This is a genomic window from Desulfotalea psychrophila LSv54 (assembly GCF_000025945.1).
Classification (GTDB): domain Bacteria; phylum Desulfobacterota; class Desulfobulbia; order Desulfobulbales; family Desulfocapsaceae; genus Desulfotalea; species Desulfotalea psychrophila.
Window position 1 is genome coordinate 1,179,231 of sequence record NC_006138.1, and the last position, 15,553, is coordinate 1,194,783.

General features: G+C 45.7%; 13 protein-coding genes. 2 read left to right on the forward strand and 11 right to left on the reverse strand.

Annotated features, from left to right (window positions below):
- Window positions 1–150: 150 nt before the first annotated feature.
- The 9 genes from DP_RS05250 to DP_RS05290 form a co-directional block, all read right to left on the reverse strand.
- Window positions 151–897: an NADH-quinone oxidoreductase subunit B family protein gene (locus DP_RS05250; RefSeq protein WP_011188285.1), complete on the reverse strand. Its 747-nt coding sequence runs from the start codon at window positions 895–897 to the stop codon at window positions 151–153.
- Between the two features lie 56 nt (window positions 898–953).
- The gene (locus tag DP_RS05255; protein ID WP_041277658.1) at window positions 954–2,468 is read right to left on the reverse strand and encodes a hydrogenase large subunit; all 1,515 of its coding nucleotides are present in this window, start codon (window positions 2,466–2,468) and stop codon (window positions 954–956) included.
- On the reverse strand, window positions 2,461–3,888 hold the full coding sequence (locus DP_RS05260; RefSeq protein ID WP_011188287.1) for a proton-conducting transporter transmembrane domain-containing protein: 1,428 nt from the start codon (window positions 3,886–3,888) through the stop codon (window positions 2,461–2,463). The genes DP_RS05255 and DP_RS05260 overlap by 8 nt, the downstream gene beginning before the upstream one ends.
- 4 nt (window positions 3,889–3,892) lie before the next feature.
- Window positions 3,893–4,546 (reverse strand): hypothetical protein, encoded by a 654-nt coding sequence (locus tag DP_RS05265; protein ID WP_011188288.1) that lies wholly within the window; start codon window positions 4,544–4,546, stop codon window positions 3,893–3,895.
- A complete protein-coding gene (locus tag DP_RS05270; protein ID WP_011188289.1) occupies window positions 4,543–5,460 on the reverse strand; it encodes a respiratory chain complex I subunit 1 family protein in 918 nt (305 codons plus the stop codon). The genes DP_RS05265 and DP_RS05270 overlap by 4 nt, the downstream gene beginning before the upstream one ends.
- Window positions 5,461–5,492: 32 nt before the next feature.
- Window positions 5,493–7,451 carry a proton-conducting transporter transmembrane domain-containing protein gene (locus DP_RS05275; RefSeq protein ID WP_011188290.1) on the reverse strand — a complete coding sequence of 653 codons (1,959 nt, stop codon included), beginning with the start codon at window positions 7,449–7,451 and terminating at the stop codon, window positions 5,493–5,495.
- 294 nt (window positions 7,452–7,745) lie between these two features.
- On the reverse strand, window positions 7,746–7,994 hold the full coding sequence (locus DP_RS05280; RefSeq protein WP_011188291.1) for a hypothetical protein: 249 nt from the start codon (window positions 7,992–7,994) through the stop codon (window positions 7,746–7,748).
- A 68-nt stretch (window positions 7,995–8,062) separates the two neighbouring features.
- The gene (locus DP_RS05285) at window positions 8,063–8,296 is read right to left on the reverse strand and encodes a hypothetical protein (protein ID WP_011188292.1); all 234 of its coding nucleotides are present in this window, start codon (window positions 8,294–8,296) and stop codon (window positions 8,063–8,065) included.
- Window positions 8,297–8,876: 580 nt separating this feature from the next.
- Window positions 8,877–9,590: a DUF169 domain-containing protein gene (locus DP_RS05290; protein WP_011188294.1), complete on the reverse strand. Its 714-nt coding sequence runs from the start codon at window positions 9,588–9,590 to the stop codon at window positions 8,877–8,879.
- A gap of 244 nt (window positions 9,591–9,834) precedes the next feature.
- Between DP_RS05290 and DP_RS05295 the strand changes: the two genes are divergently transcribed.
- Both DP_RS05295 and DP_RS05300 read left to right on the forward strand, forming a co-directional pair.
- Window positions 9,835–10,449 carry a LysE family translocator gene (locus DP_RS05295; RefSeq protein ID WP_011188295.1) on the forward strand — a complete coding sequence of 205 codons (615 nt, stop codon included), beginning with the start codon at window positions 9,835–9,837 and terminating at the stop codon, window positions 10,447–10,449.
- Between the two features lie 421 nt (window positions 10,450–10,870).
- Entirely contained in the window at window positions 10,871–11,623 is a 753-nt protein-coding gene (locus DP_RS05300) for a sulfite exporter TauE/SafE family protein (protein ID WP_011188296.1), read from the forward strand.
- Window positions 11,624–11,969: 346 nt separating this feature from the next.
- Here the strand turns inward: DP_RS05300 and DP_RS05305 are convergent, their stop codons facing one another.
- Complete coding sequence (locus DP_RS05305) at window positions 11,970–13,115, reverse strand: MFS transporter (RefSeq protein ID WP_011188297.1); 1,146 nt, start codon at window positions 13,113–13,115, stop codon at window positions 11,970–11,972.
- Window positions 13,116–14,128: 1,013 nt separating this feature from the next.
- Window positions 14,129–15,223: a peptidoglycan-binding domain-containing protein gene (locus tag DP_RS05320; RefSeq protein WP_011188300.1), complete on the reverse strand. Its 1,095-nt coding sequence runs from the start codon at window positions 15,221–15,223 to the stop codon at window positions 14,129–14,131.
- Window positions 15,224–15,553: the final 330 nt, after the last annotated feature.

Consider the following 15,553-nt stretch of genomic DNA (forward strand, 5'->3'; position numbering starts at 1 on the left):
AGACCAGATATTAACAGCTTACTCAATTGCGAAAAAATTGCATGACAAAATGCAGAGGTATAGAACGTACCAGAGAATTTATAAAACAGGGATTGATGGCGGGCTCTGCCATCAATTCTTGTACCGCCTTCGGCTCTGCCCGGGACGAGCTTATTTGAAATAGTTCAACAGGGCATGCAGGGTGGTGAGGGGATGAGGAGGGCAACCGGGAATATAGAGGTCTACGGGAAGCAAGCTATTCAAATCGCCCACAACTTCGCTGCTTCCGTAAAAAGGTCCACCAGAGATAGAGCAGCAGCCGCTGGCAATGACAACCTTGGGAGAGGCAACTGCCTCATAGGTGGTGATGAGCGCCTGTCTCATATTATGGGAAATGGGTCCAGTCACATGGAGACCATCAGCGTGGCGAGGGGAGGCAACAAAATCAATCCCGAACCTGGATAGATCAAAAAATGGGGTGTTCAGTACGTTGGTATCAGCTTCACAGGAGTTACAGCCGCCAGCGGATACCTGACGGAGTTGCAGGGATCTGCCAAAGAGCTTCTTGAAATGTGCCTTTGACTGTTTTGCCAGGGCAGGAAGCCCTGTGCTGCCAACAATCAATTCATCTCGATTGGCTGCACCCAATTCAAAGTTCTGGCTGAATTTTACAAAATTCCCCTCGGCAACCGTTTCGCATTGGCCGCAAAAGGTACATCTCCCCAGATCAATGGTTTTTGCCTCTGGATCAATACACTCTTGAGGACAGATATCTAGACATTGCCTTGCAATCTCCGCTGAGCAATCCTTGTTGATAACAGGCATTCCTCGGTAGCGGTGGTAGAGGGAAATCGGCTCCTTGGGATACTTGGCGGTTTTATTCCCCTGCTCCATTTTATTCTTTATTATTTTCAGCATAGCAAACCCCTTCTCTTCACTCTATTTGTCTATGGCCCATAGGGGCCGAAGTTCGTTTACAGATCAAACCCGCAATAGGAGAGATTAAAGCTCTTATTACAGAGAGGAAAATCAGATATCTCCTGGTTTCTGAGGGACATCGCCAGTCCAGTCCAGTTGTGAAAGGAAGGATCCTTTATCTTATAGCGTTGCACCTTACCCTTTTTATCCGTTAAAATGCAGTGGGATATCTCCCCTCTCCAGCCCTCATTCAGGGTGATAATAAAGGCGTTTGGCGCCAGTATCTGATCCTGCATATGTACCTCGGAGGCAGTGTTCTCAGACTCTTCAATGAGGATGTTAATAAGTTTTAGAGAGTGCATAATTTCTTCTACCCGCACCATACCGCGACTATTGACATCACCATTGGTTACCCGGTTCTCATTGGCAGGAAGTTCTCTGTAACATTCGGTGGGAAAACTGTTTCGAACGTCGTAGGCAATACCGGAGGCCCTTCCCGAATAGCCCACCAGGCCAAGATCTTTCGCCATTTCATGCTGCACTGTTCCGGTATGTTCAAAACGTGCCTGAACCGTATGGGCTGAAAAGATGAGATCACAGATATTTTCAATTTCGCCGGTCACCTCTAACAGCTTTTCGCGAATCAGTTTTCGTTGCTCCTCTCTCATGATATGGGTAACTCCGCCCGGTCTCACCAGGCCCTTACCAAAGCGATTGCCACTCAGCACCTGAAGAAGATTGAGGAATTCACCCCTGATCCTGCCAAAATAGGCAGCCGGAGGGTTAAAGGCCGCATCACCTGCGAGAGCGCCAAGATCACCTATGTGATTACATATCCTCTCAAGTTCCAGCGCAGTGGTACGAATAATTTTGGCGCCTCTGTCAACAGAGATGCCAGCCAGCCCCTCTATGGCCTGACACATGGAGAGGCCGTGGCCAATGGAGGTGTCTCCTGCAATAGATTCGCAGATAATAGGAAAACGTTTTTGGGGCAGGGTTGGCAGCATCTTTTCAATACCCCGGTGCTGATAGCCCAGTTGAATTTCCAGATGCAGTACCTCTTCACCGGCACATTGGAAGCGAAAATGGCCGGGCTCAATAATACCTGCATGAACAGGTCCGACAGCAACTTCGTGAATAGATTCGCCCTCGACACTAAAGAAAGGGTAATTACCTGGAATGTTTTCTTTTCCATAGTTATTACCAAAGACATCTTTAGCACCTGCATAATTTTTATGGTAGCGAACCATCTTTAACCACGGATGACCGTCGGGAGTTATCCCATATTGCTCTGCAATCTCCCGCTCAAACATATGAAATTTTTCACTTACTGCTCCAGTAAGAGACTGAAAAGATTTCCCTACTTCAGTGCCAATGACATAGAGATCTCTGTTTCTCACCACCGCCAGAAGGTGTTTCTTTTGCCCTTCCTCATAGGCGAAGAACTGGACAATAAAACCCTCATTTCTGACAAAGTCTGAGAGAGTTGTAAAAAAAACCTCATAGCTCACATGGGGAATAAGGCTTCGGTCTATGGCCTGCCCATTGTCTATTTTTAGGAGATTATCCATTGATCGTACCTCCAATCAGGGAAATGGAATTAATAATAGCCTTATAAAGGGCATCCGGCATCCATATGCAGATGGTGGCTGACATTAAGAGCAGGGCATAGGGCGGTATCAGACGGAGAATGTTCTCCTTGGTTCGTACAGGGGAGCCACCGTCGCCAAAGGACATGGACATGAAGATGCGACCCGATCCGGCACAAACCAGGGTTATGGCAAAGAGGAAGAGTCCGGCTGGCAGGTATCGGCCGTTTTGCAAGGCCCCGATAGTAATGATGACCTCACTTATAAAAAGGCCAAAGGGAGGAAGCCCTGAGATGCCCACAAAACCGGCAAAAAGGGAGATAAATGTCTTAGGCAGGTGGCGTACTACCCCGCCGATCTTCTGTACCTTTTTGCTGTCAAAACCTAGGAGGACATTGCCTGCCGAGAGAAAGAGGGAAGATTTAATTAGTGAGTGATGGAGGATATGGAGAAAAGCCCCATAGACGGCAAAACCACCAATTCCTACCCCGAAGGCAATAACGCCCATATTCTTAATACTGGAATAGGCAAGCATTCTCTTATAATCAGGTTGGCTGATGATGAAAATTGCCCCGACAAACATGGAGAAGAGACCAAAACCGACCAGTACATTTCCTGAAAATCCGCCAAGCCCTGCCATGGTCATCAGCACATGTACCTTATAGATGCCAAGAAAGGCACAGTTCAAAAGAGCGCCGGATAAAAGTGCTGAAGCCGGACTTGGCGCCTGGCTATGGGCATCCGGTAACCAGGTATGCATGGGGGCAAGCCCCATCTTGGTTCCGAAACCAATGACTACAAAGATGAAGCCGGTTTTTAACCAGAGAGGGTCAAGTTGAGGAGCTACCTGATAAAGAGAGTTAAAGGTTAGAGGTGCATCGATATTGCCAAGATCCATGGAGAGGGTAATGAAAAAACAGCCAAGGAGGGCAAGGGCAATCCCCACTGAACAGATCAGCACATACTTCCAAGTTGCTTCCAAAGCTTCCTGAGAGCGATGAATAAAGATCAGAGGAGCACTGACAAGGGTGGTGGCTTCAACGGCAATCCATAAAACAATTGGGTGATCCGAAAGGGTTACCATGGACATGGTGCCGAGAAAGAGCATCATGCAACAGTTAAAGAGGGGTTTATTCTCAACCTCTGTTTCCTCTATATAGGAAAAGGCATATATGGAGATACAGATAAAAATAAAAGAGGTGAGCAGGAGAATGAGTAAACCCTCAGGAGAAATCCCAAAGAGTTGGGGATAAGAAGGACTCAGGGCACCTAGCCAGGCCATCGCAGTCAGAACCAAATGCAGGCCCGCCACCGCAAGCAGAAGCACCCTCCCCATCTGTACAGGTAGGATCAGGACTGAAATCCCGGTAACAAAGGGAATTATAAATATTAATTCTAGCATATTATCAATCCTTTAGGCGTCCGAGTAAAGTGGTGTCAACATCATCAAAGGCACTGTTGATGTTGTGCAGGATGATTCCCATAACCATGACCCCTACCAGGATGTCGAGCAGGATACCAAACTCCACTATATAGAGGGTATGGCTATGCTTGGTCAGGGCAGTACCAATGAGATAGATGCCATTTTCAAGCATCAGGTAGCCAATAACCTGAGTAATGGCTTTGGTTCTTGCCATCATTAGAAAAAATCCTGAGGCCATGGTGGTGATGGCGGTAATCAGCACTATTTCCTCTCCGCCATTAAGGGATGGACGCAGGTAATTGGTGATGAAAACGGAAACGAGGATAATGCCAAGCCCGGTGAAAATAGACGCGTGATAGCCGATAATGGGCACGATCTCCCGTTTAATGACTACTCGCTTTAGGGCTACATAAAGTAGACCCGGTATAATTATTCCCTTAACGATGAGCATGAGTAGAAAGAAACCAATTGCTCCAGCGCCGAAATCGCCATGATCCCTTAAAAAGAGAGGGATGATGGAAACAGCAGCTCCCTGCCAAGCCATAATTGTCACCAAAGTCTTCAATCTAGACGTTCCAAGGGAGAACATTACCGAGAGAAGAATGATGACCAGGGTTACCTCTGTAAAATTTATCATTGAAAGACTCCCATGGTTAAGATGGCAGCAAAGAATGCCAGGGCGAAGGAGGTGAGGATGAACTTCGGTACTCCATCCATCTTGAAGCGAGCAGTAATGGACTCGGTTACCCCAATGCTCACATAGAGCAGAGCCATAATAGTGTAGAAGACCAATGCGTTGACGATACCGGCGCCCCCGCTGAATGGATAGATAACATGGGTGATAAAAGCGGAATAAAAGAACAGTTTATAAAAGGCTCCCAGCTCGATTAAGGCCAGATCAGGGCCACTGTGGTCAAGGATCATGGCCTCATGAATCATGGTCAGTTCAAGATGAGTTTGAGGGTCATCAACCGGTACTCTGGAGTTTTCGGTGAGAAGTACCATGAACAGGGAAACGATAACGAAAACCATCAGGGCCCCGGAAACAGCAAAGAGAGAAAGAGGATTGTCTCCCGTAAAGTATTCCGCAAAACTCAAAGATCCATTGAGGCGATAAAAGAGGATGAGAACGGCAAAGAGGGTGATTTCAGCAAGGGTTGAAAAAAACACCTCACGGGCAGCGCCCATACCTGCAAAAGGAGACGCTGTATCAAGTGCTGCGAGCACTGTAAAGAATCGGCCTATTCCCATGATATAGAAGAGGACAATCACGTCTCCATGGAAGGAGAAGAGAGGCGCTGCCCCGGCAAAGGGGAAAAAGAGGAGAACAATAAGAGCCGATGTAAACGAGACAGTAGGCCCCATTTTAAAGATAAAACTGGTGCTGGTGCTATATACGGAGCCCTTTTTTAAGAGTTTGCTCAGGGTATAGTACTTAATTAAAAGTGGTGGCCCCTGTTTACCTGCAAAAAATGCCTTTACCTTGCCGATTATACCCGGAAAAAGGGGTGCTGACAGCATGGCTACGGCTAGTGATATATATGATTCCATGGTTTACCTCTCTAAAATGTTCCTCTCTTCTCTTAAACGCAGAGAAGAAGGACGATGATTGTCACAGCTATATAGGCAATATAGAGTTGAATATGGCCATGTTGAATCCAACGGAATTTGCCTAAAAAGTAGAGAAGAGGCGTTACAATTCGCTCAATCAGACAGACCTCTGCTATATCGTCCACCTCGGTTTTATAGGTGGTCTTCCTGGGGAATATTCTTTTGATCCCCGAATAGTTTGTCTTTATTTGAATAAATGGCCTAAAGAAGGCGATGATGCTCATCGCATAAGAGGTCCCTGTGTATTGCATCTTTACGCTGGGTTGGGCAAAAGCACAGCCCCAGGTTGGCGCTTGTACAACCACCTTATTGCGGTATAAAAGTTTACGTAGCAATGTGCTGAAAATGAGCACAGCAAGGAAGAGCCGGGCTGCAAGGCCAAGGTTTTCGGCGAGTAGTGTTACCTCTGCTCCGTCTATAGGCGTTAAAGCGGGAATGCTTGCAAGGGCGCTAAAGACAATACCGACAAAGGGCGCTGGGAAAAGGCCAATAAACAGACAGGAGGCAGCGAGGAAAATCATGGGAAGGGTCATGGTAAATCCTGCCTCAGTAGCCTTTGCCGCCTTGGCAGTCCGTGGCTCACCAAGGAAAATTATCCCCATCATTCGGGTAAAACAGGAGGCGGCAAGGCCACCGATGATGGCGAGTGCGAGGATGGACAGCATGGCGAAAAGAAAGGCTGAACCCTTAAGGCTCAGGCCATGAAAGGCACCATAATAAATCAAAAACTCACTAATAAAGCCATTAAAGGGAGGCAGACCAGAGATGGAGACACTGCCTGCGAGAAAACTCTTACCGGTAAGGGGCAGACGTTTTATCAAGCCGCCCAGTTCGTCGAGGCGTCTGGTTCCTGTCTTTTGTACGATAGCGCCGGCACCAAGAAAAAGTAGGGTTTTAAAGAGGGAGTGGTTGAGCACATGGAGGAGGCAGCCTGCAAAGCCAAAACTTGCCATCACCATATTTCCCGTGCTCATACCCATCATGCCAATACCGGCACCAATGAGGATGACACCTATATTTTCCACACTACTATAGGCGAGTACCTTCTTGATGTCCTGCTTGCCAAGGGCGTAAACCACACCTAAAATCCCTGAGATCATACCCAGGGTGAGCACTGTTTGACCGATTATAAGGCTGGTGTCTTCAAGCTCAACATAGAGGCGGATAATCCCGTAGATACCCATCTTAATCATTACCCCGGACATAATCGCCGAGATATGACATGGTGCGGCCGGGTGAGCATGGGGTAACCACATATGCAGGGGAAAGATGCCTGCTTTTGAACCAAATCCTACCAGGGCGAGGAAGAAAACAATCAATTTGATATGGGCTGGCAAGGTGGCAAATGCTGCAAAATCATGGATTCCTGTTTGGCTATAGGCTAAGGCGAGTGCTGCAATGATGAACATTGCACCTGCCTGGGCAAAGACAAAGTAGATATATCCAGCTCTGCGTGTATCCTCTTCCTGATAGTCGTGAATGACAAGAAAAAAGGAAGAGAGCGACATCAACTCCCATACCAAAAGAAAGCTGATAATATTATCAGCTGCTGTCACCAGGGCCATAGATATGAGGAGAAGATTAAAGAAAAAGAAACTCACACCGATTCGTCCCTTCTCTTCAATCTTGTCCATATAATGATAGCTGTAGAGTGCTGCTAAAGGGCATACGACAAAGATAGGAATCAGGAAAAATGCGGAAAGAGCATCTAGGGAAAAAGAGAGGGTGAAAAGATGTAGCCATGGCCTTGAAAAGCTGGGCACTACAGCACCGTGCAGGGGGATTGTGATTGCATATATACCAATCGCACAGCCTACAGCTGTAATTATCACATAGCCGACCTTCATTACATTAAAATGGCGATAGCTCAGTAATGAAAAAATCCCACCGACAAATAACACTGTGAGTGAAAGTAGAAAGATGTTCATCATTCCTCGTTTTAAAAAAGTTAGTCACTAGGGTGAATGTTGTCTTGTCTGAGAACTTTGGTGAGTTATCATTTGGTCATAAAACCTCCATCTTCGTGGTGTTAAATCTGTCATTATATTGCTTATATCCTTAAGTAATTTATCTTTTCGTGTGAGCCTTATCTGGGCTAAGGCAGGCATCCTCTCAGTCTGAGATGGTTGCCTGCGGGGGGCTCTCTGGGAGCTGGAGACCTGGTGGCCTTGTAACAGACCTCCAATAAAGAGGCTTATATTTCCAGTATTAATGTCTCTAAAGGGCTAGAGGATGTCAGAGCCTGCATCTTCAAGGGTATACCCATACCATGCACTTCCTTGAGAGATGGCGGGGAGAGGGAGTATGGGGATCATATTCTCGCTTCTGGCTATCATGAATTCCATCCATTGGCTGGCATCGGATGAGGAGATAAAGGGTCCGAGCTCTGTACAGATCTGCATTCCCTGAAAATCTTTACTAATGTTTTTGCTAGCTTCTTGCAGGTCTTGGGTGATGCCAATGAACATTTTCATGATGCCTTCCTCTCTCTTGAGTGATACATAGAATGGGTAAAGTGCTGCGCAGGGAGCCCAGCCGACAATTAGATCTGCTCAAAGGTGAAACCATACCACCCGCCATCTTTAGAGGTGTTCTCCATGCTGGAGAGCTCTTCAAGATTTCTGATCTTCTCCTTCAGGTGGTTCAACCAAAGAAGTGCATCTTCTTGAGAAAGAAAGGGACCGAGCTCGGTTAAAGAGTCTTTCGTTCCGCCTTGATAAGTAAGAAGTCTCTGTATCTCTTCTTGATTTTGGGTAATACCAATAAAAATTTTCACATTTGACCTTTATGAAAATAAAATAATAACAACATCTTAACCTTGACCTTCTGATACAAAATCAGTGCCAGAAAGAGGTTGTTCTGTTTAAGTAATTGATATTGTGTGAAAAAATTTAGTGTGGAATGTCCAACCACTTGTTTTTAAGGGTCTTTTGTTTTTGGATCGCAGAGATGAAGGGAAAAGCGAGGGGAAAACTGAGGCATCGTGCCCCAATTTTAGAAAAAGAGAGGCGATATGAGCTGGGTAAAAACGAAGGATTATGAGAGTGGCAGGGTGAGGTGTAGTAAAATGGGGGCTAGAGAAGGATGAATGGAGTTCATACCTTTTACTGATCGTTGAATAATTCAGGTATGTGGCATTATGCCCCATAAAGGCAAAACGCTACAGAAGGGGATGGGAAGTCGATAAAACCTTCTTCTGCAAATATGATCGGAGCTTGACCTGTGCTCAACTGGAGTAATGACTTTATTCGCCCCCCCCCCTCGCTAAAGACCTGCTTCTTTAGAGTGGCGGGGCTCCGGGGTCTGATAGTCTATCTTCAAGGATCAATGAGGGTGAAAGCTCTGGCTCCACCTAATCATCCCACGCTGAAGCGAAAGACACCATCTCCAGGTCGATTAAGAGAGGAGCTACCTAGGCTTATCCTGCGCTCGGAGAGTTGCTCGATGACGTGTTTCAGGTGGTCGCCGGGTAAGATGACATTGAGGTGAGCATCTTCAGATGCGCTGTGTCTGGAGCAGCAGGCCGGGGATATTTTGGCTAGGTTTTTATTGTGGACCAGGACACAATCCGCACAGGAGGCGGAGTTGCTATTTACCTCTAGTGGCTGAGCGCCGGATGCCAATGTCCACTGGTCAATAAGCTCATCGGCCTGGGCCTTGGTGCAGTAACAGTGAACTGTATCCGCTACAAATTGAGCAACCGTGAGCGGGGCGATAGCAATACCTAAAACCCCATGTTGCAGTTGTTGCCTCGGATGATTGCTTGCCTGAGCAGTGGCATCCTGCCAGTTGAAGCGATACTTCGCATCATCACAGCCAAGAGTTTTTGCCTCTAAATAGATGATCTGTTTTTCTAGGTGGGCGGTATCCATCAGGGTGCAGAAGGGTGTTGCCTGTGTTGGCTCATGGTAATCATGCCATTTTTTGAAGTAATCAACTTCAATCTGGGCGTAGAAAAATTTTACTGCAACTGGAGGATGGCAGAGCTTGAGCTCTGTCATCAGGGTTTCCTGCATATTTTGATAGTTGCGTCTATAGAGTGGTTTCTCGTCTAGTGGCTTTTCATACATGAGATGTTCCTTTTCTAGAGTGTTTCATAATGATTCGGGCAGGAAAAAAAGTTGGGTCCCCGATGAAGTTGTTTCTAGTGGTAATAAATATAGTGAACTGTGACAAGCGAAGATTTTTTGGGTGAGAAGGTCATCGGCTCAGTTCAGGCTGTGTTGGCGTAATTATAGTCAGCTCATTCACCTTGCAAATTAGGCAGCTGACTGTATAAAGAGATCAATATCAAAAAATAAGGGGATAGCCATCATGTCAGCCGAGAGTGCAGTGTCATTTTTATGTATTATTTTTGTCTTTGCCATTACTCCCGGGCCGGGTGTCTTTGCCCTCTTGGCCAGGTCTCTCTCCTCTGGGATTAAGCCCTCTATTCATCTGGCCTTAGGTATGGCTCTCAGTGATGTCTGTTATCTGGTTTTTGCCTGTTTGGGGCTTGCCGTTATTGCAGAACAGTGGGCTGGCCTCTTTATGCTTATTCGTATTGCCGGTGCTTTTTATCTGCTCTATCTGGGTTGGAAGATGTGGAACGCCTCTCCCGCGGCCATGGTAAAAGACAGTGGTAGTGCGCCTAAGGCGGTTAGAGGTCTGCTTCAGGGCTTTATGATCTCAGCCTCAAATCCCAAGGTTATTTTCTTTTATATAGCATTTTTACCCACTATTCTGGATCTTAACAGTTTGACAACCTTTGATATAGCTTTGGCCTCGGTGATAACACTTCTGGGCCTTATGCTGGGGCTGATGACGGTTGCCATCTCTGCCTCCTCGGCCAGACGATTTTTTACCTCGACCACGGCGGTTAAAAAGCTGAACCGTACCTCCGGTGGAATTATGATAGGGGCAGGCTGCTACCTCGGTCTTCATGGCTAAGGGGGAGTAGGCGGTTGCCCTTCCGCTACTACGGCCATCCCCAGCTTTTGTTTACTCTTCTCGCCCCTTACCCTCCTTCGTCTTTTCTCCGTTTGTAGACGTAGCAATTTTACGCTTCGCTAAAAACCCCATGTTCTCCGCTCAATAGGCCTCTACAGCCTCTCTTATAGGGGAAACCTGTCTTTTGCTATCTCTCTGAACTTGGCTCTTGTTTTCCGCTTTGCGGCAGAGTATGAGGACGTGGCAAAAGAGACAGGGGCTTATCAGGGCCGCCTGTTTTCTCCATGCCTTGGTGTAAAGAGTGGGGGAGGCATTGGTTGAAATTCAACTGGATCGGTTTTCTGTTTTTGTAATTATTTAAAAGTCATTCAGAGTATTTTGCATAGATTGTCAGTTCGACTATGACTCATGAGGAAGAAATATGCCGATAGAATATTATATATTTATAGCCATTTGCTGGGGATTGGGTGGTGTTATTACTGGTTTTGCCGGATTTGGTGCCGCCCTTATCGCCATGCCCATTATTGCCATGGTGGTTCCCATGCATATAGCTGTTCCCTGCGGAACCATCGTTGCGTTTTTCATGAATATCCAAATGATCCGTAATTATTGGAGACATATTGACTGGAAACGTCTGCTACCAATGGTATGCGCAACGCCTTTTGGCGCCTTTACTGGTGTCTCTTTTGCCCGTTCAGTGGATGGGGCCTATTTGCAGTTGGGCTTGGGCATTTTGCTGGCCTGTTTTTCCATTTGGGCCCTTCTTTTTGAAGAGAGAAAAGAACGTAGGCCTGTTCATAGAGCCTGGGGAGTTCTCGCCGGTTTTAGTTCTTCTGCCATAGGGAGTTCCATTGGTATGGGAGGGCCCCCCACCATTGTTTTTACCTCTCTTTCTGGTTGGTCAAAGGATAGGATTAAGGCAGGGATTTCCGGGTATTTTCTTGTTGCTGGTGCTGTCATGTTGTCATTTCAGATCTGGGCAGGATTGCAGAACACCTCCGCCCTCTTGGCTGCCTGTGTAAGCATCCCCACCATTTATCTGGGGATTCGCTTAGGTATCAACCTTTCCAAAAAGGTGGGGGAACGTTCCTATCGCAAGAATCTCTTTCGTATGCTCATTCTTTTTGCTGTGATCATTCTCTATAAGGCAATAACTCAGCTGTGGTTCTCCTAACCATTTTGTTGTCTCTTTCCGAAAAGGGGTGGCCCTACCCTGCCTTCTGCTCTGGCAGATGGGGGGCACTCTCTGACACACCCAGGATAATTAGGTAACTTTTTTTTCTAGCCAATGGCAAACTTACGGGCTTTGCTCACGGACTTGCCATCAAAGAACAGCTTTTGACATTTGAAAAAAGCTGAGCTCAAGCAATAAGCGCAACACGTTTGCCAGTAAAACTGGAGCTGGTTTTATCCCATTTTTAATGTTTTAGTTTAGAAGAATTACCTGGCGTAACTCGTTGTTTGAGGTTGTGAGTGACCGATTAGGCTAAGAAGAATTGTATTCTTCTTTGGCTATGGCATTAAAGAAATTTCCTGAGCAGGAAGGCAAAGGGAATCGAGCCAATGGCGAAGACGTTGCAGATAATATAGGTTGTTTCCAGGCCAAAATTATCTCCTGACAGGCCGACAGCAAAGACAACCAGGGAGGTGATACTAAAGCTGATTGTCATATATATGCTATTCATAAATGTTGGCATATGGGTATTGGTATCCTGCACACTTGCCATAAGAACCGGGCCAGAAGATAAAAGAAACAAGCCCAAGAAGGCAAGTATATAAATACTACCAAAGTGGATAAAAAGCCCCATACAGAGAGCTGAACCTATACTTGTTATTACCAGGGTATTTTTTCGACCTATTCGATCCGATAGATTTCCAGCAAAAAAAGCGCCCAACACACCAAAAAACTGGAGGATAGATAGAGAGAAACCTGCGTGCCAGAGACTCTCCCCCTGGCTTATGAGATAGACGGGCAGATAAAGGGTTAAAGCACTTTTCATCCCAGCCTGAAAGAACAGATAAGATGCTAATACCGTAAAAAACGGGGTGTATCTCTTGAGCAGTTTTCGTGTATCCCCCTTCTCTTTTGCTTTGCTAACTGGTCGATCAAAATCGAAATCTTTAAGTTTCAGATATAAGATAAAAGATGCGACAAGCCCTAAAGGCATGAGTTTATAGATACCCTCCAAACCCCAAAGAGAAACAGCTGCTGTTACCAGTAATGGACCGATTGTTCGTGCTGATTCTCCGCCTACCATAAACCAGCTCATGCCTGTACCGATTCTGTTTCCAGAGGCTTCTTTTACCATCACTGGAGAGGGTACATGGAAAAGTGCCGAACTTATGCCGGACACGAATAACAGAATAAAAAGGATGGTGTAGGATGAGGCAAGGCCAATCAAGCTCATTGCTATTGCGGTGATTGCCGGGGTAAAAATGACAAAATATTTTACCTCTGTTTTTTCAGCAAGCAGACCAAAAAATGGATTAAAAAGTGTCGGTATCCTTCTGGCAATCTCTAATAAAGCACTTGTTGATAAAGACATGCCGAGCTTTTCGATCAAAAGGGGCAATAATGGTGCTAAAAATGCTGAATATGTGTCATGTAACATATGTGCAGCAGAAATAGTAAATACGTCTGATTTTCTGAATTTTTTGTAGTTCATGTTTGTCCGTTAGTTTTTGCAGTTTTTCTGTATGGTTAAGCCATCTCACTATACATTAAGAAAATACAATTAACTACCGTCCTAATTGATTTTTATTCCCCTCTTTTATCGCCCATCATCTTCACTCATTGATTGCTCTAGACCTAAACTCCTCTGATATATGTGCACGGCTGGATTAGTACAATAAGTGCAATAGTCTGCTGAGGTGGGTGATCCTCCCCCCTCTGCACCCATGCCTCACTAAGGGAGACCTCGGCAGTAGCATCAATTATTGACTTGTTCTCAAAATGAGCATGCCGTATCCTGCTGGTGTGGTGCCCTGAAGATTTCTGAATTTCGTAGATGTTAGATGTGGCAGGGTAGGGACTGATGATAGGGAGGTTGTGCGTCTGGTTTAAGGTGAAGCGGCAGATAATAGTTACGATCGGAAACAAAAAAAGGCACTTACAGGAAAATCCCATAAGTGCCTTTACCAGTGGTGGAGGTTGGAGTAAACCGTTTAACTGCTCCTTGGAATTCTTACATAAAATCACTTTAAGTCTATCTTGCAGCTTGTAAGGTAGATTCATCCCAGGACCAATCTTTCCTGTAATACCCTTCCTCGGTTATCATATGCTCTGCTTTTGTAGACTATTTGCAACCATAAAACAGTCTGCTGGAGATCTCTTGCCGATCACCTCTATTACTTATAATGAGACCTGGGAGCGCTTGACCGGTGTGGCGTTTATGGGTCTTTTTATTGATAATTTGAACTGTGATTTTAGGCGATTATGGAGCGTTCGAAGGGGATTTTCTGTTGGGGACATAATGCTTCTTGTTACAAAGGGCATGGGGGGGGGCGTACTGTCTTGCGGGATGTTGTGGGGCAACTTATTCACTATACGTAATATTATGTTTAAGACGCTGTCATGTTGTACTGATTTAGCACTTAATAAGTTCAAAAAATGTTTTCCCATGCTGAAAGCATCCCCAGCATCAGAGAGCAGGGGATGCTTGATTGAGCAGCTTAGAGTTTACATGCCGACAGATAAGGCCTGAAGTGTTTCAATGGTCAAATACTTGGTTACGGAAAGTTTTTTAGCTGCCTGAAATTTATTGACAGCTTTCATGGTTTGACTTCCGATCACGCCATCAATGGAACCTGGATTATAACCGGCTTTAAGCAGGGCCCGTTGAACTTGGCTGATCTTTACCTGAGTCATATTGGTCGCACAAAGGATCTGCGTCCATTCTAAATGACCGGCATTGGTCATTACCCGTCGTTGAACGGTTTCATAAACAGCAGGCTGGGTGACTTTTTCAGACGTGGCTGAAGAGACCATTCGGGTGACGTTTACCTTGCCGTATTCAGCCGGAATAACGATTTCCTTAGTTACAGGAGGTGTAACCAGGACTCGTTTTTTGATAATTTTTGTTACGGCCGGCTGGATGACTTCACGGGTGGTTGCCTCGGTTTTTAATACCTGTTTGCTAATGGTTTTGTAAACAGCAGGTTCGGTAACCAGGCACATGATTTCACCTGTAGTTTCGTTTACCTTCTGGATCGGTCCTGTCCCCTTTTTCCATTCTGTGTGGGCTGCTCGTACCAGAACCTTTTCAGTTATTGTTTTGTAAACCGCAGGAACAGCGACTAGCATTGTTTTGGCTGGAGAAACCATCTTGGTCTCTTCGATCCATTTATACTGAGCCGGTTCTACGATCAGTTTCGTGCTGGCTTCCTTTGCCAGTACCGTCTCTTCAACGGTTTCGTAACGGGCCGGAATAATTTTAATTTTTTCCTTAGGGTCATGAGTTAGAACCGTTTCGGTTTCAAAAGTATATTTACTGGGGATGAAAATCCGAGCATAGCATTCCCCGGATTTTGCGTTGGGAGGAAACAGGTCTGAGGTTCCCATCATTTTTTGTTTTTTCTGGGCCATGGCCAGTTCCTGTTCCTTCTGGGTCAACATCTGCTGCTGTGCTGTAAGTGACTGTTCCTGTTCTTCAATCGCTGCCATTTTTTGTGTCATGGTGTTGTCTGTTTTCGGGGTCGTGGCGCATGCCGACAAGGTCAACGCACACATCACCATAAGCCCGCCCGTGAAAAATGATTTCGTCTTGATTTCCATGGTACCCTCCTTTTGTGAGATTATTGTCTACTCTTGCCTTGAGCTGCTCACATCAAACGAACACGAAAGCTGAGCTCAAATAATAAGTGCAACATTGCTACCAGCAAAGACTTCCATCGGAGTTAGATCTCCCAACACTTTTCTTAAAGTTAGGTTTAAACAGACCTTTGTTTGAAGTGTAGGAGCGGAAAATAGCTCCCGCTCACTCACTTTTTAAATTTTAGCCTGTTGCACTTATTGTATTACTCCAGCCCAAGTTAAGCAAAAAAAAATCATTTGTTATTTCTTCTTCTGATACTGTTGTCACAGCAATTTTTTTTGGCCAATGGT

Coding starts and splice junctions, on each gene's coding strand:
- DP_RS05250 (WP_011188285.1), bottom strand. CDS start 897: ATGCTGAAAATAATAAAGAATAAAATGGAGCAGGGGAATAAAACCGCC.
- DP_RS05255 (WP_041277658.1), bottom strand. CDS start 2,468: ATGGATAATCTCCTAAAAATAGACAATGGGCAGGCCATAGACCGAAGC.
- DP_RS05260 (WP_011188287.1), bottom strand. CDS start 3,888: ATGCTAGAATTAATATTTATAATTCCCTTTGTTACCGGGATTTCAGTC.
- DP_RS05265 (WP_011188288.1), bottom strand. CDS start 4,546: ATGATAAATTTTACAGAGGTAACCCTGGTCATCATTCTTCTCTCGGTA.
- DP_RS05270 (WP_011188289.1), bottom strand. CDS start 5,460: ATGGAATCATATATATCACTAGCCGTAGCCATGCTGTCAGCACCCCTT.
- DP_RS05275 (WP_011188290.1), bottom strand. CDS start 7,451: ATGATGAACATCTTTCTACTTTCACTCACAGTGTTATTTGTCGGTGGG.
- DP_RS05280 (WP_011188291.1), bottom strand. CDS start 7,994: ATGAAAATGTTCATTGGCATCACCCAAGACCTGCAAGAAGCTAGCAAA.
- DP_RS05290 (WP_011188294.1), bottom strand. CDS start 9,590: ATGTATGAAAAGCCACTAGACGAGAAACCACTCTATAGACGCAACTAT.
- DP_RS05295 (WP_011188295.1), top strand. CDS start 9,835: ATGTCAGCCGAGAGTGCAGTGTCATTTTTATGTATTATTTTTGTCTTT.
- DP_RS05300 (WP_011188296.1), top strand. CDS start 10,871: ATGCCGATAGAATATTATATATTTATAGCCATTTGCTGGGGATTGGGT.
- DP_RS05305 (WP_011188297.1), bottom strand. CDS start 13,115: ATGAACTACAAAAAATTCAGAAAATCAGACGTATTTACTATTTCTGCT.
- DP_RS05320 (WP_011188300.1), bottom strand. CDS start 15,223: ATGGAAATCAAGACGAAATCATTTTTCACGGGCGGGCTTATGGTGATG.